The 24,453-nt window shown below is 68.3% G+C and carries 23 protein-coding genes and 1 pseudogene; 8 read left to right on the top strand and 16 right to left on the bottom strand.

Annotated elements, in window-relative coordinates:
* Positions 1–46: 46 nt before the first annotated feature.
* Positions 47–268 (bottom strand): hypothetical protein, encoded by a 222-nt coding sequence (locus ACYVLQ_RS23580; RefSeq protein WP_460699684.1) that lies wholly within the window; start codon positions 266–268, stop codon positions 47–49.
* A 656-nt stretch (positions 269–924) separates the two neighbouring features.
* On the opposite strand from ACYVLQ_RS23580, the gene ACYVLQ_RS23575 reads away from it, so the two are divergent.
* Positions 925–1,584: a hypothetical protein gene (locus ACYVLQ_RS23575; protein WP_460699693.1), complete on the top strand. Its 660-nt coding sequence runs from the start codon at positions 925–927 to the stop codon at positions 1,582–1,584.
* Positions 1,585–1,979: 395 nt separating this feature from the next.
* Here the strand turns inward: ACYVLQ_RS23575 and ACYVLQ_RS23570 are convergent, their stop codons facing one another.
* The 3 genes and pseudogenes from ACYVLQ_RS23570 to ACYVLQ_RS23560 form a co-directional block, all read right to left on the bottom strand.
* Positions 1,980–2,630, bottom strand: a complete 651-nt coding sequence (locus ACYVLQ_RS23570) for a LutC/YkgG family protein (RefSeq protein ID WP_460699683.1) — start codon at positions 2,628–2,630, stop codon at positions 1,980–1,982.
* 206 nt (positions 2,631–2,836) lie between these two features.
* A pseudogene (locus ACYVLQ_RS23565) lies at positions 2,837–4,096 on the bottom strand (transcription termination factor Rho, short form); the annotation flags it as partial.
* Between the two features lie 422 nt (positions 4,097–4,518).
* A complete protein-coding gene (locus ACYVLQ_RS23560) occupies positions 4,519–6,153 on the bottom strand; it encodes a GMC family oxidoreductase (protein ID WP_460699682.1) in 1,635 nt (544 codons plus the stop codon).
* A 277-nt stretch (positions 6,154–6,430) separates the two neighbouring features.
* On the opposite strand from ACYVLQ_RS23560, the gene ACYVLQ_RS23555 reads away from it, so the two are divergent.
* Positions 6,431–7,675: a cytochrome P450 gene (locus tag ACYVLQ_RS23555; protein WP_460699681.1), complete on the top strand. Its 1,245-nt coding sequence runs from the start codon at positions 6,431–6,433 to the stop codon at positions 7,673–7,675.
* A 20-nt stretch (positions 7,676–7,695) separates the two neighbouring features.
* Complete coding sequence (locus ACYVLQ_RS23550; RefSeq protein ID WP_460699680.1) at positions 7,696–8,181, top strand: glutathione peroxidase; 486 nt, start codon at positions 7,696–7,698, stop codon at positions 8,179–8,181.
* Between the two features lie 311 nt (positions 8,182–8,492).
* Here ACYVLQ_RS23550 and ACYVLQ_RS23545 read toward each other — a convergent pair whose 3' ends face one another.
* The gene (locus ACYVLQ_RS23545) at positions 8,493–9,842 is read right to left on the bottom strand and encodes a cytochrome P450 (RefSeq protein ID WP_460699679.1); all 1,350 of its coding nucleotides are present in this window, start codon (positions 9,840–9,842) and stop codon (positions 8,493–8,495) included.
* A 184-nt stretch (positions 9,843–10,026) separates the two neighbouring features.
* Entirely contained in the window at positions 10,027–10,581 is a 555-nt protein-coding gene (locus ACYVLQ_RS23540) for a TetR/AcrR family transcriptional regulator (RefSeq protein WP_460699692.1), read from the bottom strand.
* Positions 10,582–10,700: 119 nt separating this feature from the next.
* On the opposite strand from ACYVLQ_RS23540, the gene ACYVLQ_RS23535 reads away from it, so the two are divergent.
* Positions 10,701–11,369: a class I SAM-dependent methyltransferase gene (locus ACYVLQ_RS23535; protein WP_460699678.1), complete on the top strand. Its 669-nt coding sequence runs from the start codon at positions 10,701–10,703 to the stop codon at positions 11,367–11,369.
* Positions 11,370–11,530: 161 nt separating this feature from the next.
* On the opposite strand, the gene ACYVLQ_RS23530 is transcribed toward ACYVLQ_RS23535, so the two are convergent.
* Entirely contained in the window at positions 11,531–12,016 is a 486-nt protein-coding gene (locus tag ACYVLQ_RS23530; RefSeq protein WP_460699677.1) for an MFS transporter, read from the bottom strand.
* A gap of 90 nt (positions 12,017–12,106) precedes the next feature.
* Here ACYVLQ_RS23530 and ACYVLQ_RS23525 point away from each other — a divergent pair, with 90 nt between their 5' ends.
* Positions 12,107–12,688 (top strand): helix-turn-helix domain-containing protein, encoded by a 582-nt coding sequence (locus ACYVLQ_RS23525; protein WP_460699676.1) that lies wholly within the window; start codon positions 12,107–12,109, stop codon positions 12,686–12,688.
* 6 nt (positions 12,689–12,694) lie between these two features.
* On the opposite strand, the gene ACYVLQ_RS23520 is transcribed toward ACYVLQ_RS23525, so the two are convergent.
* The 9 genes from ACYVLQ_RS23520 to ACYVLQ_RS23480 all read right to left on the bottom strand — a co-directional run bounded on the left by ACYVLQ_RS23520 (position 12,695) and on the right by ACYVLQ_RS23480 (position 21,791).
* Positions 12,695–13,762, bottom strand: a complete 1,068-nt coding sequence (locus ACYVLQ_RS23520) for a glucosidase family protein (RefSeq protein ID WP_460699675.1) — start codon at positions 13,760–13,762, stop codon at positions 12,695–12,697.
* Positions 13,755–14,480, bottom strand: coding sequence for a class I SAM-dependent methyltransferase (locus tag ACYVLQ_RS23515; RefSeq protein ID WP_460699674.1), 726 nt, complete (start codon positions 14,478–14,480; stop codon positions 13,755–13,757). The genes ACYVLQ_RS23520 and ACYVLQ_RS23515 overlap by 8 nt, the downstream gene beginning before the upstream one ends.
* Positions 14,474–15,712 (bottom strand): glycosyltransferase family 4 protein, encoded by a 1,239-nt coding sequence (locus ACYVLQ_RS23510; RefSeq protein WP_460699673.1) that lies wholly within the window; start codon positions 15,710–15,712, stop codon positions 14,474–14,476. Before ACYVLQ_RS23510 ends, ACYVLQ_RS23515 begins: the two co-directional genes overlap by 7 nt.
* 41 nt (positions 15,713–15,753) lie before the next feature.
* Positions 15,754–16,614 (bottom strand): LLM class F420-dependent oxidoreductase, encoded by an 861-nt coding sequence (locus ACYVLQ_RS23505; RefSeq protein WP_460699672.1) that lies wholly within the window; start codon positions 16,612–16,614, stop codon positions 15,754–15,756.
* Positions 16,615–16,629: 15 nt separating this feature from the next.
* Positions 16,630–18,129: an FAD-dependent oxidoreductase gene (locus tag ACYVLQ_RS23500; protein ID WP_460699671.1), complete on the bottom strand. Its 1,500-nt coding sequence runs from the start codon at positions 18,127–18,129 to the stop codon at positions 16,630–16,632.
* 74 nt (positions 18,130–18,203) lie between these two features.
* Positions 18,204–18,617 carry a carboxymuconolactone decarboxylase family protein gene (locus ACYVLQ_RS23495; RefSeq protein WP_460699670.1) on the bottom strand — a complete coding sequence of 138 codons (414 nt, stop codon included), beginning with the start codon at positions 18,615–18,617 and terminating at the stop codon, positions 18,204–18,206.
* Positions 18,614–19,495 carry an NAD(P)-dependent oxidoreductase gene (locus ACYVLQ_RS23490; protein ID WP_460699691.1) on the bottom strand — a complete coding sequence of 294 codons (882 nt, stop codon included), beginning with the start codon at positions 19,493–19,495 and terminating at the stop codon, positions 18,614–18,616. The genes ACYVLQ_RS23495 and ACYVLQ_RS23490 overlap by 4 nt, the downstream gene beginning before the upstream one ends.
* Before the next feature lie 44 nt (positions 19,496–19,539).
* Positions 19,540–20,292, bottom strand: coding sequence for an SDR family oxidoreductase (locus ACYVLQ_RS23485; protein ID WP_460699669.1), 753 nt, complete (start codon positions 20,290–20,292; stop codon positions 19,540–19,542).
* Positions 20,293–20,327: 35 nt separating this feature from the next.
* The gene (locus ACYVLQ_RS23480) at positions 20,328–21,791 is read right to left on the bottom strand and encodes an aldehyde dehydrogenase (RefSeq protein WP_460699668.1); all 1,464 of its coding nucleotides are present in this window, start codon (positions 21,789–21,791) and stop codon (positions 20,328–20,330) included.
* Positions 21,792–22,117: 326 nt separating this feature from the next.
* Between ACYVLQ_RS23480 and ACYVLQ_RS23475 the strand changes: the two genes are divergently transcribed.
* From ACYVLQ_RS23475 to ACYVLQ_RS23465, 3 genes are all read left to right on the top strand, one after another.
* Complete coding sequence (locus ACYVLQ_RS23475; RefSeq protein ID WP_460699667.1) at positions 22,118–23,338, top strand: cytochrome P450; 1,221 nt, start codon at positions 22,118–22,120, stop codon at positions 23,336–23,338.
* A gap of 97 nt (positions 23,339–23,435) precedes the next feature.
* Complete coding sequence (locus tag ACYVLQ_RS23470) at positions 23,436–24,242, top strand: SDR family oxidoreductase (RefSeq protein ID WP_460699666.1); 807 nt, start codon at positions 23,436–23,438, stop codon at positions 24,240–24,242.
* Entirely contained in the window at positions 24,242–24,445 is a 204-nt protein-coding gene (locus ACYVLQ_RS23465) for a ferredoxin (RefSeq protein ID WP_460699665.1), read from the top strand. Before ACYVLQ_RS23470 ends, ACYVLQ_RS23465 begins: the two co-directional genes overlap by 1 nt.
* Positions 24,446–24,453: the final 8 nt, after the last annotated feature.

The raw sequence follows: 24,453 nt of genomic DNA, 5'->3' as shown, positions 1-24,453 counted from the left end.
ACCGGACGCAACCCGGTCCCATGCTCATGGCAAACCGGTGGTCCCTTCAGGCTGGCAGCCGACACATCCAGCGATCGCCTAGCCCCAGGCGGCCGAGGATCTCCGACCCCGGTTCGCCGGAGAGGGTGAACAGGTCGTCGGGGGTGTACCAGTCGCGGAAGTTCGCAAGCGCGAACGCCGCTCTGAGCACGTCGAGCGCGGGGTGTTGCTCGGGCAGGATGCCGAGCATCGCGTCTACCAGCTCGGATGCTGTCGGTGGTGTCGTCATCAGGCTTCCCCTATCGACCCAGGGCGGGCCGCCGTGTGTCAATGTTGTTGCGCAGCAGTCGTTTTCGTGTTCGTAGCCGGATGATGCCCGCCTCGACCAGTACCCGGTGGGCTTCGCGTTTGCGGGCGCAGAACTCCGGGGTGCACAGGATGTGCTGCTGCATGATCTTGTGCGCTTGCGGCACGGTCGGCGGGCACGAGCATCCCCGGCGGGCAGAACCGCGACGGGCACCTGACCTGCACAAGCTTGTCACCGTCCATGCCCGCTATCGCGCACGCGGACGTGTAGATCCAAGGCCCGTCTGACACTTTGCCCTCCCTGCATCGCGGTCGGTGGTGAGGCACCCACCGCCGGGGAGCCGGACCGGGGGTGTTTCGGCTACGACTCGGCGGCGGGGCTTACCAACAACCCTGGTTGCAGCACACCCTCACCGGAACCGGGATACCGTTTACCAGTGTTTTCCGGTCAGGTCAGCGGCCCGCTGCTGCGAGAGCTACGCACCGTGGCGGGCATCGGGCTACGGCAGATGGCGGGGCTCATCAACTACACGCCCGGGAATCTGTCGCTGATCGAGAATGGCCGAAAGCCAGTGAACGACAGCGTGATTGAGGCATATCGGGGGGGTGCTGCAGGACCCTGCCCTGGGCTTGGCCGCTGTGGACGTCGAGAGGTTGGCGCGTACGACCGCCGACCCCGCGGCGGCAGGTTCGTCATCACTCGAAGACATCTCGGCGATTCTGGAGCGTTCCAGGCGGCTGGAAGACACGGCCGGAGCAGCGCTCGTGCTCCCGGTCGCGCGGGGTATCGACGGATTGGCTCGGGCGCTGGCTGCGAATCAGGTTGCCGACAGCGCGGACCTGGCCGACGACACCACTGATCGCAGCCACTATGCACATGTGTTGAGCTTCCGCGCCTACAGCCTGCGGGAGCAGGGCCGCCTCAGTGATGCGATGGACCTCACCACTGCCGCGCTGGAGGTGACCGGGGTACACCCGTCGGTACGGGCCTACGACATGTATCAGCTGGCGAAGTTCGTTGCTGCCTCCGGCGATTCGGGTAGGGCGCTGCGCCTGCTGCACAAGGCTGACCGCGCGACCGAGGGCCTGGACGGGATAGATCAACCGTCGTGGGCGTATTGGTACAACCCAGCGTTCTTCGCCCTGCAACGCGGGCGTGTGCTGTGGATCGCGGGGGCCAAGGAGCAAGGACGGGCCGAAGTTCTCGCCGCCTTGGCAGCGATGCCCGAGGCCGATCGCGAGTCCACCTGGGCGGTCAGGTGGCGCGCCGTCTCCGAAGGCGCTGACATCCCCGGCTGACGAGCTCGTCGTATCGGCAACACCGACGCTCCGTGTCGCTGTCTTACCGGAACCAAGAACGGCCCGCACTCCACCAGGCTGGAGCGCGGGCCGTTCTGTGTCACAACGTGTCACAATCCGCGAAGTATGGGCACGTCCGCCACCGTCCGCCAGGGTGCATCGGCGCAGGTGACGGACGTTTCTGGACGGGCGTAGACCTCCCTGGCCGCGATCCTGCCGTCCCCTCGATCGACAGGAGCGCGGCGGGGCGGGACGGGTGGGGCACGGCACCCCTCGAGACGTGCCCCGCCCGCGGGCCCACCACCCGGCGGTGGGTACCACCGTGTGATCCGGTGTCGATACAGACAATGCCGTCGGGACCTTGTCGAGGGCTTAAGGAGCGCTTGCGATCGGGCTTATTCGACGAGGACGACGATCAGGTTCCCCGGGCGGGGCTCGCCCCGGTCGCGGGCGAGTTCGAGGTCGACGTTCGCCGACGGCCCGCCGATGAAGGTGATGGGGCGGCGGGAGTCCAGCCGGTCGAGAATTTCCGGCAGCGAGGCCGCGATCTGGTCGGTGCGCACCACGCAGACGTGGCAGCCGGGAATCAGGGTCGAGTCGCGCCGCCGCTGACCGGGGCCGCCGTCGAGCACGATCGTTCCGGAGTCGGCGTCCGCCCCGGTGCATGTGGTGATCACGGCATCGACTCGGCCGAGATCGGTGGCGAAGCGCTGCGGGTGCTCGGGGACGATCCAATGCCCGTGCGTCTCCGCCCAGCGCTCGAGCCATTCCCCGGGCAGCCCGTCGGGCGCCGTGACCGAGGTGGCGCCGTTCTCGCGCAGCACCGTGTTGACGGTTTCGGCGATGTCCGGCTCGATGGTCGGGACCGGCTGAGCCCCATAGTGTTTCAGCCGCTCGACGAACAGCTCCACCAGTGCCGAGCGATCCGCGGCCGAGACCTCCTCGGGATCCCTGCGGTAGTGGCGCGGCACCGGCACGGTGCGTTCGTCGTCGGGCAGGGACATCAGCCCGTCGCGCACGCGGCGCAAGAATTCCTCTCGCGACATCACCGTGCCCTCCGGGTGGACGCGTTCAACGAGATCCGTTCACCGGTCGTGCCGGGAGCCAGCCGTTGCAAGAACACCTCCAGATCGTGCCGGGGTCGGCACGACCTACTCGATGCCTACCACCGAGGAACAGGCTACCCTCGAGTAGGTACCCGGCTAATCCAGCGCAACATCTCGGTGGTCAGAGGGTGTTTCCGACGCGTGCGTCAGGCACCGGCCGCGCGGATGCCGGCGAGGAATTCCGCGTTGGTATCGGTCTGCCGCAGGCCGGTCAGCAGCAGTTCGAGCGCGTGCTGCGGGTCGCGCCCGGCCACCGTGCCGCGCAGCGTCTGGATGGCGGCCGCCTCGTCGGGATGCAGCAGGAGGTCGTCCTTGCGCGTGCTCGACTGCGCGATGTCGACCGCGGGGTGCAGGCGGCGTTCGGCGGTGCGGCGGTCGAGCTTCAGCTCGGCGTTGCCGGTGCCCTTGTACTCCTCGAAGATCACGGTGTCGGCGACCGAGCCGGTCTCCACCAGCGCGGAGGCGACGATGGTGAGCGAGCCGCCGTTCTCGATATTGCGCGCCGCGCCGAGGAATTTCTTCGGCGGCGCCAGCGCGGCGGCGTCCACACCGCCGGACAGGATGCGCCCAGATGCGGACGAGGCCAGGTTGTAGGCGCGGGCGAGGCGGGTCAGCGAATCCAGCAGGACCACCACGTCCCGGCCCATCTCGACCAGCCGCTTGGCGTGTTCGATGGCCAGCTCCGCGACCGCGACATGCTCGCGCGGCGGCTGGTCGAAGGTGGCGGCGGCGATATCGGCGGGTACCGCGCGGGTGAGGTCGGTGACCTCCTCCGGGCGCTCGCCGACCAGCACCAACATCAGCTGGCATTCGGGGTGGTTCTTGGTGATGCCGTGCGCGATCGATTGCAGCACAGAGGTTTTGCCCGCCTTGGGCGGCGCGACGACCAGGGCGCGTTGGCCTTTCCCGATCGGCATGACGAGATCGGTGACGCGCGTGGTCATTTCGTGCGGTTCGGTTTCCAGCCGCAACCGGTCCTGTGGATAGATGGGGACCAATTCGGAAAAGTGCGGCCGGGACCGCGCCTGCGCGGGTGCGAGCCCGTTGACGGTGTCGACCCGCACCAGCGGGGCGTGTGCGACGCCGTCGCGCCCGGACCCGAGGACCCCGGTGACCGAATCGCCCCGGCGCAGGCCGTTTTCCCGGACCATGCGCATCGTCACATGGGCATCGCCCGGACCGGCCAGATAGCCGTCGACGTGCAGTCTCGCTCGGTTGTCAGTGATGTCGAGGATGCCGGTGACCGGTCTGCTCGACGAGTTCGCGGCGTCGTTGTCGCCGTCAGATCTGTGAATCGTGTTCTGTTCCATGGTGTTTCTCCTGAATGTAGGAATGAGTGAGTGGTCATCGTGGTCGCGGCGAGGCCGGAATCGCGGCGCGGCCGCGGAGGAACTCGGATCGATCCGGATAGCGCTACGAGCGCTGCGAGAGCGGACGAACCGGGAGGTGAAGAAATCCTGCGGGAAGGGATGGGCCCTGTGCGGAGGGTTGTGTCGACCTGCGTCCACAAGATGACGACGATGCCTACGGTAGCGGCACTATCCACAACACGCAACGGTCCTCATCTGTTCCCGACCGTCGCCTACCACTCGAACCGCAGGTCGGCGCCGCGAAATCCCGACTCGCAGGACCAGCACCGCACCGGTCGCGCTGCCCGCGTTCGCCGCGCGCCGGGCATGCGATGCTGAGGGTTCGCTCGAAAGCTCACTCACGCCAGTCAGTGGGGCATCGCCCAGCACTCGATCCACGGATCCAACGACCGAACAGTGTGTTCCGGCCTGAACGTCGTTGCACCCGTGCCGAGGAGTCGTGAGTGGGGTGGGTGGGGTTATGCGTCGGCGGTGATGAAATCGGCGGCCTTCTCGCCGATCATGTAGCAGGGGGCGTTGGTGTTGCCGCCGGTGATGCTGGGCATGATCGATGCGTCGGCGACGCGCAGGCCCTCGATGCCGCGCACGCGCAGCTGCGGGTCGACCACGGCGCGCTCGTCGACGCCCATCCGGCAGGTGCCGACCGGGTGGTAGACCGAGTGCACGCGGTTGGGCAGCTCCCGGCGCAGCGCCGTCTCCTCCTGCAGGGCGGGACCGGGGGTGTACTCCTCGGTGATATCGCCCGCGATCGCCTTGTTGGCCATGATCTCGCGGATCATCCGGATGCCCTCGACGAGGAATTCGGTATCGGCCGGATCCGACAGGTAGCCCGGGTCTATCACGGGGGAGTCGAAGGGGTCGGCCGAGGCCAGCCGCAGTTCGCCGCGGCTTTTGGGATAGATCAGGGTCGGGAAGATGGTGAGCCCGGCGCGCCGGTCCACCATGTGCAGCTTGTCCTCGTCCTGGTTGGGCACCGGGTAGCTCCACGGCAGGGTATGGATCTGCATATCCGGAATATCTTGTGCGAAAGTCGTTTTCACGAATCCGCAGGCCTCGAAGACGGTGCGGCCGAACCAGGAGCTGCCCGGGTTGCGCAGCTCGCGCATGATGCCGCGCGCGAAGTATGTGGGAATGCCGCGGTGGATCGCCTTCTTGGAGAGGAAGGTCATCGGCACGAACAGGTGGTCGTGCAGGTTCTGGCCGACCGGCAGGTCCGCGTGCACGTCGATGCCCAGCTCGCGCAGCTGCGCGGCCGGGCCGACGCCCGACAGCATCAGGATCTGCGCCGACCCCATCACGCCGCCGGAGACCACGACCTCCTTGGCCGCGCGGATGATGCGCCGCCCGCCCTTCTCGATGACCTCGACGCCGGTCGCCCGGTCGCCCTCGATGACGACCCGCGCGACGTGCGCGTTCGTCAGCACCGTCAGGTTCGGGTTCGGCATGTTGGTGAGGTAGCCGCGCGCGGAACTGTAGCGCAGGCCATAGCGCACGCTCTGCTGGAAAACGCTGATGCCCTCCTGCGATTCGCCGTTGTAGTCGGCGATCCGGGGCACCCCGAGGGTGTCGGTGGCGGCGGTGATGAATTCCTGCGAGATCGGCGTGAGGTCCTTCTGTCGGGTCACCTCGATCGGGCCGCCGCTGCCGCGCACCTCGCTGGCGCCGTCCTCCCAGTTCTCCAGGCGCTTGTAGGCGGGCAGCACGTCGTCGTAGCTCCAGCCCTCGCAGCCCTCGGCCGCCCAGGAATCGAAGTTGGCCCGGTTGCCCCGCACGAACAGCATGCCGTTGACGGAGCTCGAGCCGCCCAGCACCTTGCCGCGGGTCATCGGGATCTCGCGGTCGTTGGCGAACTTCTGCGGCACCGAGTACTGCTTCCAGGTCACGCGCTTCTTCAGCTGCGGGACGGTGTGCACCATGGTGATCGCGCCGGGCATGGTCACCAGGCGGGTGTTGTCCTTGCGCCCGGCCTCCAGCAGGATCACGCGGGCCCCGTGCTCGGCGAGCCGGCCCGCGATGGTGGCCCCGGAGCTGCCCGCGCCCACGACGATGTAATCGGCTTCGGTCGCATCCGCGCTGCGCGGAGAGTCGGTCATAGTGCTTACCTCATCCTCGAAGTAGTCGTCGGCGGCGCAAGGCCGCCCGGGAGCGTGCCCGAGATCACTGTAGAACAAGTTCTAATTCTAGTGAAGATCCGCCATCGATCGGGGCTTCCGGCCGGCATCCAGCGCGCTCTCGGGCCGATGGTGTAAGACGATCTTTCGGAATCCTGCCCAGACACCTGTTCAGTTGGGCGCGATAGTGCTTCAATCTATATAGAACTCGTTCCATTTTCGTCTCGGTTCGCAACGCTGCGAACACTGAGGAGGAGCCGTGCCCGTTCCGGCCGCAGCAGATCCCGGACTACCTGCCGGATTCGATTTCACCGATCCCGGGCTGTGGGCGACCCGCAGTCCCGTCGCGGAATTCGCCGCGTTGCGACGCACCGCGCCGGTCTGGTGGAACGATCAGACGCCCGAGCAGGCGGCGCCGTTCGACGACGCCGGGTACTGGGTGGTCAGTCGCCACGAGGACATCCGGGAGATCTCCCGGCACGCGGATGTCTACTCGTCGCACCGCAAGGGCGCCATCATCCGGCTGCCCGGCTACACCACGCCGGAGCAGATGCAGATGACCAACGACTCGCTGCTGGTCAACATGGATCCGCCCAAGCACACCAAGATCCGCCGCATCGTCTCCAAGGGCTTCACGCCGCGGGCGGTGGAGGGGCTGCGGGCGGCGCTGACCGAGCGGGCCGAGCGAATCGTGCACGCGGCAAAGGCATCCGGCGGCGGCGACTTCGTGCAGCAGGTCGCCTGCGAGCTGCCGCTGCAGGCGATCGCGGAACTGCTCGGTGTGCCGCAGGACGATCGGTACAAGCTGTTCGACTGGTCCAATCAGATGCTCAGCTACGACGATCCGGAGTACGGCGACTCCACCGCCGCGTCGGCCGAGATCCTCGGCTACGCCTGGGCCATGGCCGAGCAGCGGCGCAACAGTCCGGTCGCCGACATCGTGAGTCAGCTGGTCACCGCCGATATCGACGGGGAGGCACTGGGATCCGACGAGTTCGGCTTCTTCGTGATACTGCTGACCGTGGCGGGCAACGAGACCACGCGCAATGCCATCACCCACGGTATGAAGGCTTTCGTGGACCATCCCGAGCAGTGGGAGCTGTACCGCGACCAGCGCCCGCGCACCGCGCCGGACGAGATCGTGCGGTGGGCGACGCCGGTCACCGCGTTCCAGCGCACGGCGACCCGGGACGTGGAGCTGGGCGGGCAGCGGATCGAGGCGGGGCAGCGGCTCGGAATCTTCTACAGCTCGGCCAATTTCGACGAGGCGGCGTTCGAGGAGCCGCACCGCTTCGACATCCTGCGTGACCCCAATCCGCACCTCGGGTTCGGCGGGACCGGGGCGCACTACTGCGTGGGCGCGAATCTGGCCCGGCTCGAGATCGACCTGATGTTCAATGCCATCGCCGACGCCATGCCCGAGTTGCGCCAGCGCTCCGAGCCGGAGCGGTTGCGGTCGGGCTGGATCAACGGCATCAAGCACTGGCAGGTCGAGTACTCCTGATTCGTCCTATCATCGCCCCTGTGACTATTCGTGACATTCCCGTACGTACCCTTTCCGACGAACCCACCACGCTCGGCGAACTGGCAGGGGACAAGGCGCTGCTGGTGGTGAACGTGGCCTCCAAGTGCGGTCTCACCCCGCAGTACACCGGCCTGGTGGAGCTGCAGCAGACCTACGGCCCGCGCGGATTCAGCGTGGTCGGGGTGCCGTGCAACCAGTTCATGGGCCAGGAGCCCGGTACGGCCGCGGAGATCGAGCAGTTCTGCTCGACCACCTACGGTGTGGATTTCCCGCTGCTCGAGAAGACCGACGTCAACGGCGACGGGCGGCATGCGCTGTACTGGGAACTGACGCAGACCGCCGACGCCGAGGGCGAGGCGGGCGATATCCAGTGGAACTTCGAGAAATTCCTCGTCGATCGCGACGGCAAGGTGGTGGGCCGGTTCCGCCCCCGCACCGAGCCGAAGGACCCGGCGGTGGTGTCCGCCATTGAAGCTGCGCTGTAGATCCCGGCCGAAAACGTGCCGGGAATGAGGGGGCGTGCGTGCCCACACGCGGGGATGACGTGGGGCGTGCCCAGGCGTCGGGAATGAGGTGGGGCGTGCCCACACGCGGGGAACGACGTTGGGCCCGCCCGCGTGGGGAATGACGTTGGGCCCGCCCGCGTGGGGAATGACGTTGGGCCCGCCCGCGTGGGGAATGACGTTGGGCCCGCCCGCGTGGGGAATGACGTTGGGCGCACCCGCGTGGGGAATGACGTTGGGCGCACCCGCGCGGGGTATGACGTTTAGCGCGTCTTATGGATCCTTTGGGTGGGTCAGCGTCGGCGGCGGTAGCGCACGGCGCAGGGCTGCTGTAGCTGTACGACCATCTTGGAGTGGTCGTTGCGGTAGCTGTCGGAGGGCTGGGTCATCTCGAACTCCCAGTCCCGCAACAGAATCGAGAAGATCGCCTTGAGCTGCATGAGCGCGAAGGCCGCGCCGACGCAGCGGTGCCGCCCGGCGCCGAACGGGATCCAGGTCCAGCGGTTGACCAGATCGGCCTGGTTCGGGTCGAGGTAGCGGCCCGGATCGAAATTGTCGGGGTCCGGGAAGTCTTCGGGGATGCGATTGGACACCGCCGGGGTGGCGGCCACGAGATCGCCTGGCGCGATGCGGTTTCCGCACACCTCGAACTCGTCGCGCGCGATCCGCATGAGGATGATCAGTGGCGGATGCAGTCGCAGCGTCTCCTTGAGCACCGCCTCCAGTTGCGGAATCTGCCGCAGTGCATGAAAACTCACGTCCTTGCCGTCCGCGTACAGCTCGTCCAGCTCGGTCGCGACGCTCGCGAACTGCTCCGGGTGGCGCAGCAGTTCGATCACCGTCCAGGCCGCGGTCCCCGATGTGGTGTGGTGCCCGGCGAACATCATCGAGATGAAGATGCCGGTGATCTCACTGGCCGAGAAGCGCGGGTTGCCCTGTTCGTCGCGGATCGACACCAGCACGTCGAGCATGTCCCGATCGTCCTTGCCCGCAGGTGGATTCGCGATCCGGCCGTTCATGATGCCCTGCACCAGCTCGACGAGTTCGGCGCGCGCCTCGTCGCGGCGGCGGAAGCTCTCGATGGGTGCGTAGGGGTCGACGTAGCACAGCGCGTCGGTGCCCTGTTCCAGTTCGTGATACAGATGCGCGAACCGCCCGTCGAGTTCGTCGCGGAACTTCTTGCCGATCAGACAGGCCGAGGAGGTATAGATGGTCAGCTCGGCGAAGAACTCCAGCAGATCGATCTCGCCCTCGTCGCCCCAGCGCGACAGCATCCGATCTACCTCGTGCGCAATGGTTTCCGCGTGCCCGCGCATGTGCTCGCCGCGCAGCGCCTGGTTGTGCAGCATCTCCTTGCGGCGCTCCGGGCTGGCGTCGAACACCACGCCCTCGCCGAAGATCGGCTTCATGAACGGGTAGGCCGCGCCCTGGTCCAGGTCCTCGTCGGCGGCGCGGAAGAAGAACTCGTTGGCCTCCGAGCCCGACAGCAGGATCACGTCCTTGTCGGCCAGCCGGAACGAACCCACATCGCCGCACTCCGCGCGGACCCGGCGCATCAGGGCGATCGGATCGGTGCGGAACTCCTCCAGATGGCCGTGTTCATGATTGTCGCCGGACACCTGCCGCGGTTTGACGAGCGTCATCGGAAATCCTTCCGCCGTACCGGATCCACCTGTGATGGACACGTGTCTGGACGGTACTACGGAAGCCGATCCACGGCAAGGTGCTCGACGGTCTCGGAGCAGAATCGGGTGCAAGGCGGCACCCCAGCGCGACCCCCGCGTTTTCTGGCATGCCGCGACCCGCACATTCCCGGTGTGGAATCGATTACTCCAGCACTCGGAGAGTGGATTTTTCGAGCCGGTCGGCGATTTCGACGTAGGACGCGTAGCCCATGCCCGCGCGGACCAGGGCGCCCGCGTAGAGGAGTTCCAGTGTTTCCACGACTTCCGGATCGGCATTGTCGCCCAGTGCTGTGACCAGGCGCTTGCGGATCTCGGATCCGATGCGCACCCGCAGGTGCGCCACGTCCGGGTCGGTGCCCAGCAGCGCGCTGGTCACCGCGCCCGCGAGTGCGGGCTCGTCGGCCACCAGCATGGCGATCTGACGCTGCACCGCGACGACCCGAGCGGTGGTGCCGGAATCGTCGTCGGCGGGCGGCGGCGTCGCGGCCAAGCGGCGCCAGAAGACCTCCGCCACAAGGTGTTCCTTGGAGGAGAAGTACGTATACGCGGTGGCGGTGCCCACTCCGGCCGCGGCGGCGACCATCCGGACCGTCAGCCCTGCGAAACCCTCGCGGGACAGCACCTCGAGCGCGGCCCGAGTGAGCCGGTCGACGGTGTCGGCCTGCTTCTCGGTGAGGCGGCGCCGAGTCGCCTCCATGCTGACGGGCAAGGGATCGGACACGTGTCTGGATGCTACTATGGACACCTCTTACAGGCAACTCGCACGGCCCGCGACACCGGCCGTGTGCCACGTGCCGACAGAAAGGTCCGCCCCTCATGACCCGTGCCGATTCGGCGACTCCCGTTGGTTCGGAAGAATTGTTCGACCTTGCCGAGCAAACTACCGGTTTCATGCCGATCGAGGAGGGGAGGACGCTGTACGAGGCGGTGCTGCGGTATGCGGGTGACGGCATCGTCGTCGAAATCGGGACCTATTGCGGCAAGTCGGCGATCTACCTCGGTGCCGCGGCCCGCGAAACCGGCGCGACGGTGTACACGATCGATCACCACCACGGCTCGGAGGAACACCAGCCGGGCTGGGAATATCACGACAGCTCCCTGGTCGACCCGGAGACCGGACGATTCGACACCGTCGCCGCATTCCGTCGGTCGATCGTGCGCGCCGGTCTCACCGACACGGTCATCGGCGTCGTCGGCGCCTCCGCCACGGTCGCACGCATGTGGCGCACCCCGATCCGCCTCCTGTTCATCGACGGCGGCCACACGGAGGAAGCGGCCCATCGCGACTACGACAACTGGGCCCACTGGGTCGCCGCAGGCGGCGCCCTCATCATCCACGACGTCTTCCCCAACCCCCGCGACGGCGGCCAGGCCCCGTACCACATCTACCGAAAAGCCTTGGACAGCGGAAAGTTTCGCGAGGCGTCGGTGATCGGCTCGATGCGCATCCTGGAACGCCACACAGGGTGCGGCGGGCAGACGTAGCGCGCGGGATACGCGGCTCACGTTCGTTCACCACCCTCATTCCCGGCGTGCTGTGGCCGGGACCCACACGGGCCGCGGTGGATTCGGCCAAAGCGTGCCGGACATGAGGGCAGGTTGTCAGGCGCGCTTGCTGTGGTCGGTCCCCGCGGGGCCGCCCGCGATCATGGCCACGCTGAGGCCGCTGACCACGACTCCGGACGCGCGGGCGTTGCGGTTCGGGTCACCAGGCTGATCGCGGTGACCGAGGCGACGGCGAAGAATCCGGCGTAGGCCAATCCGGCAACCGCCCTGCTGACCAACAGCACCTGGTAGTTGCCGAGCAGACCGACGGCGACCGCCGCGGCGAAGACGCCCTGGGTTGCCACCAGGGCGGTGCGCCGGGGCCAGCGCAGGCTGAGGACGGCGAAGGGCGGCCCGCCGAACACGACGCCCAAAGCGAACGCGGTGATGAGCATCCCGGCCGAGGAAAGCGTGACATCGAAGTCGGTGGCGACCTCCGGCAGGACTCCGGCCAGCAGGAACTCGGCGCTGCCCATCGCGAACAGGCTGAAGCCCAGCAGGTACACCCCGGCCGGTAGCCGGTCCGCCCGGCCGCCCCGAAAGCGCTGTGCACGGGCATTTCTCGTCGTATCCGTTGTAATGTTCATCCGGATCACCTCCGCTCAGAGCATCGGGAGACCGGCCCGGAAATGACAAACACTGTTGCCGATTCCGGGACGCATTGGTTGACTGGGCGCATGGACGAGCCGAGCGTGGGTGCCGCGATCGAGCAGATCGCGCCCCGATTGCGCCGGGCCCGGGAAAAGAAAGGTGTCAGCCTGGCCGAGATCACCCGGGTCACCGGCATCTCGACGAGCACCCTGTCCCGGCTGGAGTCGGGGCAGCGCAAGCCGAGCCTGGAACTCCTGCTGCCGATCACCGCCGCCCTGGGAATTCCCCTGGACGAGATCGTCACCGCGCCCCGCATCGTCGATCCCCGGGTGCCGCAGCACCCCACCAGCAAGGACGGCCGGATCCTGATCCCGCTGTCGCGCCACAGTGGCGACCCGCGCGCCTACAAGATGACGATTCCCGCACACGACAAGGAGCCGTACCTGCGGACCCACGAGGGTTACGAGTGGCTCTACGTGCTCCGCGGGCGGCTGCGCGTCCGGCTCGCCGAGCACGACTTCGTGATGTCCGCGGGAGAGGCCGCCGAATTCGACTGCCAGGTGCCGCACTGGTTCGGCGCGGCCGGGCGCGGCGACGTCGAGGTCCTCAGCCTCTTCGGCAAGCACGGCGAGCGCATCCACGTGCGCGCCCGAACCTCGCGCGGCTGACCGGGGTTATCGGCGGGAACCGACGCAGTCGCAGGCGAATCCGGCTGTGATGTCGATCGGCGCGGCGGGGTCGCGGAAGATCCCCGCGGCGGGTGTGGCGTCCGACAGCGCGTCGGCGGCCAGAATCATCGCCGCGCCGGTCCAGGTGGTGCGCTCCTCCGGCCAGCGTTTGCCGTCCGCGAAAACCAGTCCGGTCCAATAAGATCCGTCATGCTCGCGCAAATGCTGCATGGACGCCAGCAGCCGGTGCGCGCGTCGGCGGTCGCCGAGGGTGTCCAGCGCCAGGACCAGTTCGCAGGTTTCCGCGCCGGTGACCCAGGGGCGATCGGCGACGCAGCGGATACCGATCCGGCCGACGACGAAATCGCCCCAGCGGGAGTCGATTCGCTCCGCGCCGTCGGCGCCGCGGTACGCCCCGCACAGCACCGGGTAGTACCAGTCCATCGAGTAGCGGTCCTTCTCGGCGAACGACTCCGGGTGGTGCCGGAGGGCGTGACCGAGGCGCAGCGCCGCGACTTCCCAGTCCGGCTGCGGATCTCCGACCAGTTCGGCCAGCGCCGAGGCGCAGCGGATGCTGTGGAACATGCTCGAGCACCCGGTCAGCAGCGCCTCGGGCACCACGCCGGAGTCGGAACGCAGCCAATAGATCTCGCCGTTGCGCCCCTGCTGCATGGTGGCGACGTAGTCGATGGCGGCGCGCACGGTCGGCCACATCGCGGCGGCGAAGGAATGGTCGCCGGTGCGGAGGTAGTAGTGCCAGACGCCGGTGGCGATGTAGGCGCAGAAGTTGGTGTCGGTATCGGCGTTCTCGACCGCGCCGGCGCGAAACTGCAATGGCCAGGAGCCGTCGGCTCGCTGGGTGCGTGCGGACCATTCGTAAGCGGCTCGCGCCGCGTCCAGCAGTCCGGCCGCCGTGAGCGCCATGGCGCTCTCGATATGATCCCACGGGTCGGTATGGCCGCCGCTGAACCACGGCACCGCACCGCCCGATTCCTGCTCGGCCGCAATGGATTCGGCGGTGCGGCGGCACTGCGCGGCGCTGAGTACGCCGGATACCTCCGGCAGGTCACGCACGGCGCACCGCCGGTTTGGTGAAGTACAGCGCGACGCTCTTGCCGATGACCGGATCCAGGGCGGTCTCGGCGAAGCGGGTCTGCCAGGGTCGTTTCATCATGTCCCACACCAACAATCGGTGATATGCCTCGACTACCCGGCTGTCGGACTTCGACACACCCACCAGACACTTCAGCCACCAGTACGGCGAGTGCAGCGCGTGGGCGTGCGTGCTGTGGATGAATCGCAAACCCCGCCCGGAGATCTTGGCCCGCAGCTCGTCGGCGCGATAGATGCGGACGTGTCCGCCCTCGTTGGCGTGGTATTCGTCCGACAGCAGCCAGCAGATGCGTTCGGGCAACCAGCGCGGCACGGTGACCGCGAGGGCCCCACCGGGTTTCAGCACCCGCACCAGCTCGGTGATGGCGCGGTCGTCGTCCGGTATGTGCTCGAGAATCTCCGACGCGACGACCACGTCGAACTCGCCGTCCTCGTACGGCATGGCCAGCGCATCGCCCTGCACCGCTTCGGCTTTCGCACAATTCGGCGCCTCGCCCGCCTCGACCATCGCGCCGAACATGAGCTTCACGTCGGCCAGATCGCTCGCGTTCTGATCGAAGGCGACGATATCCGCGCCGCGCCGGTACGCCTCGAAGGAGTGCCGACCCTGCCCGCAGCCCACATCGATCACGCGGCTGCCGGGCCGGACGCCCAGGCGGTCGAAGTCGACGGTCAGCATGTGATGATCTCCTCGCTGGTTCGGCGGCCGATGGCCTGCTCGTAGACGGAAACGGTCTGCGCGGCAACGGATTCCCAGCTGTACACCGCGAGCGCCCGGCGCCGCCCGGCCGTGCCCAGCTCGGTCCGGCGCCGTTGCGCGTCCAGCAGTCGGCCGATCGTGTGAGCCAACTCGTCCACATTCCCCGGTTCGACCAGTTCCGCGCAGTCGGCCACCACCTCCGGCAGCGCCCCGGCGCGGCTGGCGATCAGGGGAGTGCCGCTGGCCATCGCCTCGACCGCGGGCAGCGAAAAGCCCTCGTACATCGACGGAATGCACGCGATGTCGGCCGACGCCAGCAGCTCGGCCAGCTCGAGATCGGTCAGGCCGCCCGAGGCGGTGACGACATCGGACAGTCCGAGTTCGGCGATGAGCTTCTCGGTCGGGCCATTGGGTTCCAACTTGGCCACCAGCCGCAGCTCGAGATCGTGCGAAAGGCGCAGCCGCGCGACGGCTTGCAGCAGGTGACCGATGCCCTTCAACGGCTTGTCGGCGCTGGCGACCGCGACGACCCGGCCCGGCACACGGCGTCCGCGCGGGCGGAACAGCTCGGTGTCCACACCCAGCGGCACCACGTTCAACTGCTCGGCGTCGACACCGAAATCGTCGACGATATCGGCCGCGGAGGACGACGACACCGTGATCAGGTCGGGGATCTGCCGCGCCACCCGCTGTTGCATACCGAGGAAGCCGTACCAGCGCCGCACGAACGCCTTGCGCCGCCAAGGCGCGGCGGCCAGGTCCAGCGCTCGGTCGCGGGTGATCGGGTGGTGCACGGTCGATACCAGCGGCAGCCGCCGGGCGATGTCGAGCAATCCGGTGCCGAGGCACTGATTGTCGTGCACCACATCGAAATCCGCCGCGCGCGAGCGCAGCAGCCGGGCGGCGCGCAGGCTGAAGGTGCGCGGCTCCGGGAATCCGGCGGTCCACATGGTGCCCAGCTCCAGCAGGTCGATCCGGTCGCGGATCTCGCCGGGGCGGGGCGTGCGGAACGGGTCGGGCTCCCGGTACAGGTCCAGGCTGGGCACCTCGGTGAGCGTCACCCGGGGGTCGAGATGGTCCGGATACGGCTGGCCGGAGAACACCTCGACCCGGTGGCCGAGTTCGGCCAGGCCGCGGCCGAGATGCCGGACATAGACCCCCTGCCCGCCACAGTGGGTCTTGCTGCGGTAGGACAGCAGGGCTATGCGCACGTTTTCTCCGGTGGTCGAAACAGGCAAGGAAATAGGGCTTCTCAGGCAGTCAGCCCGAGCGGGGCGAGCTTGGCGGCGAGCCGGTCGAGGTAGGCCAGCACGTCGGATTCGGACTTGTCCGGCAGCCCGTACAGCGCATCGGTGACCCCGGCCGCCTCCCATTCGGACAGGCGCTGCGGGTCCGGTTTGCCATCGAGGGCGACCACCCGCGGCTGCCCGCTGCGGCCCGCGTCCTGCCAGGCCTTGGCGAGCAGAGCCAGCCGTTCCAGCAGAGTCGCCTGCTCGTAGGGCGTGGTGATCCAGCCGTCTGCCGAGCGGGCTATCCAGCGGAAGCCCTGTTCGGTCCCGGCCGTGCCGATCAGCACCGGAACGTGCCGCTGCACCGGTTTCGGCCACGCCCAGCTGGGCCCGAACTTCACGAACTCGCCGTCGTAGGCGGCTTCCTCCTTGGTCCACAGGGCTTCCATGGCCTCGAGGTACTCCCGTAACACGGTGCGACGCTTGTTGGCCGGTACGCCGTGATCGGCGAGCTCGTCGGTGTTCCAGCCGAATCCGGCACCGAGGCTGACCCGCCCGCCGGACAGGTGATCGAGCGTCGCGATGGACTTGGCGAGCGTGATCACGTCATGTTCGACGGGCAGCGCCACGGCCGTGGACAATTCGATGCGCTCGGTGACCGCGGCGGCGGTACCCAGCGCCACCCACGGGTCGAGAGTGCGCATATAGCGGTCGTCGGGCAGGCTGGCATCGCCGGTAGTCGGGTGTGCCGCTTCGCGTTTCACCGGGATGTGGGTGTGCTCGGGCACGAAGAACGAGGCGAAGCCACGCTCCTCCGCGGCCTTCGCGGCCGCGGCGGGGGTGATCCCGCGGTCGCTGGTGAACAAGACGATGCCGAAACGCATGGGCCCGTGGTCCTTTCAGTTCCCCGCAGCCGGGGTGTGGGATGCTTCCTGAGTTGCCGCCGCCACGCCCGCGCGGCGGCCGTAGAAGCTGCCGTCGCCGAGCGAGGCGCCGCTGGCGTAGCCGCCCGCGCAGATGCCGGAGGTGCAGCGCCCGGCGGCGTACAGTCCCTCGATCGGGTCCCCGGAGACGTGCAGTACGCGCGAGTCGAGGTCGGTGCGCAGGCCGCCGAGGGTGAATCCCGCGGTGAAGCCGCGCATGTCGTACCCCGCGAGCGGGGCGCCGACGGGCTTGACCCACTCCGGCTTCTTGCCCAGCACCGGATCGACCCCGTCCTTGGCGTGCCGGTTGTAGATCTCGACCGTGGACTGCAAAGTGCCTGTGGGCAGGCCCATTTCGGCCTCCAACTCCTCCACCGACTCCGCGACCCAGGTGGGCGGCTGCCGGAAGAACGGGGTGGAGGTCTCGGTCGCGTCGGCCGCCTCCAGCGCCTCCTCGTCGAGGATCAGGAAGGCCTGGTTGTCCTGCTGCAGCAGGGTGGCCTGCCCGATGCGACCCGGATAGGTGTCCTCCGGGATGTAGCGCTGGCCGCGCCCGTTGACGAGGATGCCGCGCGCCATTCGCTGTGGATCGCCGAAGATGGCGACCTCCGTGGCGTCCATGTGGGCCAGGTCGGCGCCGAGGGCTTGGGCGATGCGGATGCCGATGCCGTCGTGCTCCTCGATCGCCGCGCCCGGTCGGCCGATCAGCCGCGGCGCATAGCCTTCGATCATCTGCTGCTGGTAGGCGAAGCTGCCGGTGGCCAGCACCACGCCGCGCCGGGCGCGGATATTCAGTTGCCTGCCATAGCGTTTCGCGACCACGCCGACGACCCGGTCGGCGTCGTCGGTGACCAGGCGCTGCAGGCGGATGTCGTATTCGGCACGCACGCCGAGCTTTTCGGCGGTTTCGGTCAGCGGCTTCATCAGCATGTAGCCGCCGCCCTTCTCGCCGGTGCGTTTGTTCTCCATCTGGGGTAGATGTCCGCGCGGCGCCGGGGGGATCTGCTCGTTGAAGGGGGCCGCGTTCTCGCCGCCGGAGTACATCAGGCCCTCGTCGTGTGGCGGTTCCCAGCCGGGCTCGCCCCAGAACGCCTCCTTGAACGGAACCCCCTGGGCGACAAGCCAGTTGAAGTGCTCGACGCTGCCCTGGCAGTAATCGTGGATCTTCGCCTTGTCCACACCCGGGCCCAGCGCGGCGACCAGGAACTTTTCCATGTTCTCCGGGGTGTCGTCGAATCCGAGCGCCTGCTGCAGCGGGGTTCCGCCGCCGAGGTAGATGAACCCGCCCGACAGCGCGGCCGCGCCGCCCCAGCCGCCGGTGCGTTCCAGCACCAGCACGTCGGCGCCCGCTCGGGCGGCCTCGATCGCCGCGGCGGCGCCCGCTACGCCGTAGCCCGCGACCACGACGTCGGCCTCGAAGTCCCAGGTCGTGATCGTGGCGGCGCGCGCGGGGCGCACGGTGGGGGTCTCGGTCATCGTCTGCTGTTCCTCACTTGCTCGGCTGGATTGTCCGGTGCCATCTCATCGTTGCCCGCCCGGGCGCCCGATCGTCATGCCTCACCCGCTGGCCGGGACTTCCGCTCGGCCTTGCGCTGCTGACCCACTACCTTGCCCACCACGCCGTCGAGCGTGGTACCCGCGGGCCAGCCGACGTAGTGGCACAGGAACAGCGCGATCTCGTGGAGTTGGTCGTCGGTGAGTTCCTCGTTGCGCAGCGCCGCGCCGAGCTGGATCTCGGCGACATCGAACGCGCCTTGGGCGGTCAGCGCGCCGAGCAGCAGCAGCCGCCGATCGCGCACGGACAGGCCGGGGCGCGACCAGATGTCGGCGAACAGATGGTCGGCGGTGACGGCGAAGTGGGCGCCCGGACCGTCGGAGAACTCCCAGCCGTACACCTCGGACATCTTCGTCAGGCCGCGCTGCCTGCGCTCGGCGGCCGTCTCGCCGTGTTCGTTCGTACTCATCGCTGCTCCTTTGCGATATCTCCGGCGCCGACCCCGAGCCCGGGGCCGAGACCCGCGAGGGCGATGCGGGCCAGGGGGAGGTCGGTTCCGAGTCGCTCGCCGAGTGCCAGCGCCAGCGACAGGTCCTTCTCGCCGAGGTCGCGGACGTGGCCGAGGATCGAGTACCAGAAGTCGTCGGGCGGCACCGGTGCGGTGGTGTCGCGCAGCATGATCGCGCCGGGGCCGCCGGTGATCGCGTCGGAGTGGCGGACCACCTTGCCGAGCTCGGTGATGTCGAGCCCGGCCCTTTCGGCCAGCCGCTGTGCCTCGGACGCGGCGGTGAAGGCGACGAAATGCAGCAGGTTGCGCGCCAGCTTCATCCGGGTGCCCGCGCCCACCGCGCCCGCGTGCACGACCAGGTCGGCCCAGCAGCCGAACGGCTCGCGGACCCGGTCGAAGGCGGTATCGCTGCCGCCGACCATCACCGCGAGCTTGCCGCGTTCGGCGCCCGGGGCGCCGCCGCTGATCGGCGCGTCGACGAATTCCACACCGCGCTCGGAACATTCGTCGGCCAACTCCACCGCGGTCCGGTCGCTGATGGTGGAGTGCACGGCGACGACGGTGCCGGGTTCGGCGGTCCGCAGGATGCCGCCCGGCCCGGTGACCACGGCCCGCACCTGATCGTCGTCGAGGACGACGACGGAGATCACGGCCGCTTGCTCGGCGACGTCCGCCGCGTCGGCCGCGGCCGTGGCGCCCTGTGCGGTAAAGGTTTTCGTCGCGTCCGGCCGCACATCGCAGACCACGAGCCCGCCGGACCAGGCCAGTAGGCGCTCGGCCATCGGCGCTCCCATATTGCCCAGGCCGATGAAACCGACACGAAAGCTGTTGTCGCTCATGGCTGACAGGTCGCCTGTGCCTATGTTTCGCTCGCTGCGCTCGCTCATGATCGGAAGATCTGCCCGCCGTCGACGTTGAGAATATGCCCGGTCACCCAGCTCGCCTCGTCGGACAGCAGGTAGAGGCAGGCGCCGACCAGATCGTCCGGGGTTCCCATGCGCTTCAAGGGGAGTCGGCGCACCATGTCCTCGACGATGGTGCCCGGCGTGACCGTCTTGGTGGCCTCGGTGTCGATCGGGCCCGGGGCGATGGCGTTGATCCGGATCTTGGAGCCGCCGAGTTCGGTGGCCAGTTGCTGGGTGAGGCCGTTGATTCCCGTCTTGGCCAGGCCGTAGAACCCCGAGTAGAGCCAGGCGGCGGTGGAGGACTGGTTGACGATGGATCCGCCGCCGCCCTTGGACATCGGCTGCCACACGGCGCGGGTCATGTTCAGCGCGCCGTCGAGGTTCACGCCCATGAACTTCTTGTAGTAGTCCCACGGGACGGTCAGCAGCAGGTCGAGCTTCATATCGCCGTAGATGGCGGCATTGTTGACCAGATGGTCGATGCGGCCGAACCGTCCGACGGTGAATTCCGCCAGGGCGGTGGCGGATTCGGGATCGGAAACGTCTACGGTATGGAAGACGGCGGTGCCGCCGTCGGTGGTGATCTGCTTGGCGACCGCCTCGCCCTTCTCCGAATTGAGGTCGGCGACAACCACTTCGGCGCCCTCGGCGGCGAGTGATCTGGCGTAGGCGGCACCGATGCCCTGGGCGGCGCCGGTGACGATCGCGGATCGTCCGGTGAAGCGGGCCATGATGAAAACTCCTCTGCGGCAGGATTGTTCGACGGCTATTCCGCGGTCGCGATCAGCTTGGTCTCCAGATACTCCTCGAACCCGGCGACGCCGAGCTCCCGGCCGATGCCGGACTGTTTGTAGCCGCCGAACGGCGCGTCGGCGGAGTACCAGACGCCACCGTTGACCCCGAGCGTCCCGGTGCGCACCCCGTTGACGACATGGCGGATGCGGTCGGGGTCGGCGCCCCACACCGCACCCGACAGCCCGTAGGCCGATTCGTTGGCGAGCCGGATGGCGTCGTCGTCACCGTCGTGCGGGATCACCACCAGTACCGGGCCGAAGATCTCCTCCTGGGCCACGGTCGAGGTATTGGGCAGTCCGGTGATCAGGGTGGGCTCGACGAACCAGCCGGGACCCTCCGGTCGCCCGCCGCCGACCGAGATCGTTCCGCCTTCGGCGCGTGCGATGTCGAGGTAGCGCTCCACGCGGGTGCGCTGCCGCTCGGAAATCAGTGGGCCGCAGACGGTTCCGGGTTCGTCAGGATTACCCGGCGCGATCCCGCGCATGGCCTTGGCGGCCGCCGCGACCGCGTCGTCGTAGCAGGCGCGCGGTACCAGCAGCCGGGTTGTGAGGGCACAGCCCTGACCGGCGTGGACGCATACCGAGAACGCCGCATAGCTTGCGGCGGCGGCGATATCGGCGTCGTCGAGCACGACGAACGCCGACTTGCCGCCCAGTTCCAGGAACACCTTCTTCAATGTCGCCGCGGCACCGGCCATTACCGCCCGCCCGGTCTGGGTGGACCCGGTGAACGAGATCATGTCCACCCGCGCGTCGGTGACCAGCTGGCTGCCCAGGGTGTGATCGTCGGAGGTGACGATATCGACGACCCCCGCTGGGATGTCGGTCTCCTCGGCGATGACCTTGCCGACCAGCGCCGCGCACCAGGGGGTGTCGGGCGCGGGTTTGAGCACCACCGTCGAACCTGCGGCCAGCGCCGGTCCCAGCTTGGCGAAATTGATCTGATGCGGGAAGTTCCACGGCGTGATGGCGCCGACCACGCCGATCGGTTCCCGGCGCAGCCTCCGAGCGGATTTGATCCCCATCGGCGCGGCGCTGCCGAGGTCGGTTTCCCAGTCGTAGCTCTCGGCCAGGTCGGCGAAATATCCGAGGTCGCCGATCGGCCCCTCCAGCTGCGGGCCGCTGGTGAGCATGCGCGGGGCGCCCGCCTCGGCGATCGTGACCTCCCGCAGCTCCTCGATATGACCGCGCAGCGCATCGCGCAACTGTCGCAGGCAGCGCGCCCGGAACGCGTGATCGCGCGACCAGTCGGTGTCGTCGAACGCGGCGCGCGCGGCGGCGATGGCCGCGTCCATATCCGCGGCGTCGCCGTTCGCCGCCTGTCCCAGCACCTCTCCGGTCGCCGGATTGATCGTCGAGAACACCCCGGCGCCGCCCGGCACCAGTTTGCCGCCGATCAACAGCGGCGAGCTGTCGGTGGTGACGAGCCTGCCCATCGGTTGCTCCTATGCTGTCTGGACACGTGTACGGACTATAGGTTCGCGGTAGTCCGCGGCGCAAGAACTTGTTTCAGTTCACGCTATCCCTTCCATCCCCGGCGCGCTCTTGGCCGGGGGTCCCTGGCGAGATCCCGGCCAAAGCGCGCCGGGAATGTGCGCCGTTCTTTGCGGCCTGGGGGTTCGTGTTGAAAAATACGCCGAACTCGTTGTCGGGGCGAGACGGTGGTGGTACCGTCCAGACACATGTCCAGCTATGTGTCTTTCGTGGCTGACCGAGGCTGCTGCGAACGGCTGAACTCGTTCTCGAATGTGAGGTGGTGGCGGTGACCGGATCGGCCAGTGCGTCGGCGTCGGTGGAGCCGCTCGCGTTCGACCCCTACGACTACGCGTTCCACGACGATCCGTATCCGGTGTACCGCCGCCTGCGTGCCGAGGCGCCGCTGTATCACAATTCGGAGCTGGGGTTCTGGGCGTTGTCACGGCACGCGGACGTGGTGAACGGCTTCCGCGACCATGCGCGTCTGTCCAGCGCCAACGGGGTGTCGCTGGATCCGGCGGCCTGGGGGCCGCACGCGCACAAGACCATGTCCTTTCTGGCGATGGACGATCCGCGTCACCTGCGGATGCGGCAGCTGGTCAACAAGGGGTTCACGCCGCGGCGGGTGACCGAGATGACCGATCGCATACGCGAACTGACGCTGCAGCACCTCGAGCCCGCGCTGGCGGGCGAAAGCTTCGACTGGATAGACGATTTCGCGGGCAAGCTGCCGATGGACGTCATCTCGGAGCTGATGGGCGTCCCCGAGCCCGACCGTGCGGAGCTCAGACGGCTCGCCGACCAGGTGATGCACCGCGAGGACGGCGTGCTCGACGTCCCGGTGCCCGCCATGGAGGCGTCGCTGCACCTGGTCGGGTACTACGCCGACATGCTCGCGCAGCGCCGCCGCGCCCGCACCGAGGATCTGACCTCCGCGCTGCTGGACGCCGAGATCGATGGAGACAAGCTCGCCGACGACGAGATCATCGGCTTCCTGTTCCTGATGGTGGTGGCGGGCAACGAGACCACCACGAAGCTGCTCGGCAACGCATTGTATTGGGCCGCAGTCGATCCCGCGCAGTACGCGAAGGTCGCCGGGAATCCGGAGCTGGTCGGGCACTGGGTGGAGGAGACGCTGCGCTACGACACCTCCAGCCAGATTCTCGCCCGCACCGCCACGGTCGACATCGACCTGCACGGCGGCACCATCCCGGCCGGGGACAAGGTGCTGCTGCTGGTCGGCTCCGCGAACCGGGACGAGGAGGTGTTCGCTCACTCCGACACCTACGATATCGAGCGAGCGGACAAGGGCGGGCTGGTCAGCTTCGGGCGCGGGGTGCACTTCTGCCTCGGCGCCCACCTGGCGCGGTTGGAAGCGGGAATCGCCTTGCGCGAGTTCGCCGATCGAGTGCGGGCGTACGGAATCGATGAGTCGGGCATCGAACGCGTGCACTCCACCAACGTCCGCGGATTCGCGAAACTCCCTGTCGCCGTGGAGGCCCGATGATGTCGGTTTTCCGGTACCGAACCCCCCGTCGTCCCGGCGAACGCCGGGACCGAGTGGAAACCCTCGTGCCCGAGTCGCCTCGAAAGGTTGGTCGCTGATGCCGCGCTTCGAACCCCACCCCACTCGCCGACCGGCCCTGATCGCCGGTGCCTCGTCCGGTATCGGCGCCGCCACGGCGGTGGCACTCGCCGAACAGGGCTGTCCGGTCGCGCTCGGGGCCCGGCGCGTGGATGTCTGTGAACAACTGGCCGAGAAGATCCGGGCGGACGGCGGCGAGGCCTTCGCGCACAAGCTCGACGTCGCCGACGGCGACTCGGTGGACAAGTTCGTGGCCGCCGCCGAAAAGGCCTTGGGCCCGGCCGAAATCGTCGTCTCCGGCGCCGGTGATCTGGAATTCGGCCACGCCTACGATATGGATCCCGACACCTTCCTGCATCAGGTGCAGGTGCACCTGGTCGGCGCCCAGCGACTCGCGCACCGGGTCGTCCCCGGAATGGTCGCCCGGCGCCGCGGCGATTTCATCGTGATCGGATCCGACTGCGCCGACCGCCCGCGGCCGGGTGTGGGCGCCTACAACGCGGCCAAGACCGGTCTGGAGGCGATGGCGCACCAGCTCCGAATGGAACTGGAGGGCACCGGCGTTCGCGCCTCGATCGTGCGGCCCGGCGCGACGCAGACCGCGATGGGCATGAACGGCGCCCCCGAGGTCATCGGCCCCATGCTGGAGGAATGGGTGCGCTTCGGTTTCGCGCGGCACCCGTACTTCCTGCGGGCCTCCGATATCGCCGCCGCCGTGGTCACGGTGGCCGCCGCACCGCGCGGCGCGCATCTGGTGCTGGTGGAGGTGCAGCCCGAAGCGCCCCTGCGGGAGTCGAATCCGGACGCCGGGAAGGGAGATCGGTGATGCGCATCGAGGTGGATCTCGACCTCTGCCAGGGGCACGCCGTCTGCCAGGACGAGGCGCCCGCGGTGTTCACCGTGCCGAAGAACGGCAAGGTGCGGATCCTGCGCACCGACCCGGGCGACGACCTGGAAGCGGCCCGCGACGCCGTCCGGTACTGCCCGACCCAGGCGTTGACGATCGTCGACGACAACCAACAGCCCTGAGACCGAAG

The sequence above is a fragment of the Nocardia thraciensis genome, assembly GCF_054782435.1.
This window is presented reverse-complemented; position numbering and strand designations above follow the sequence as displayed.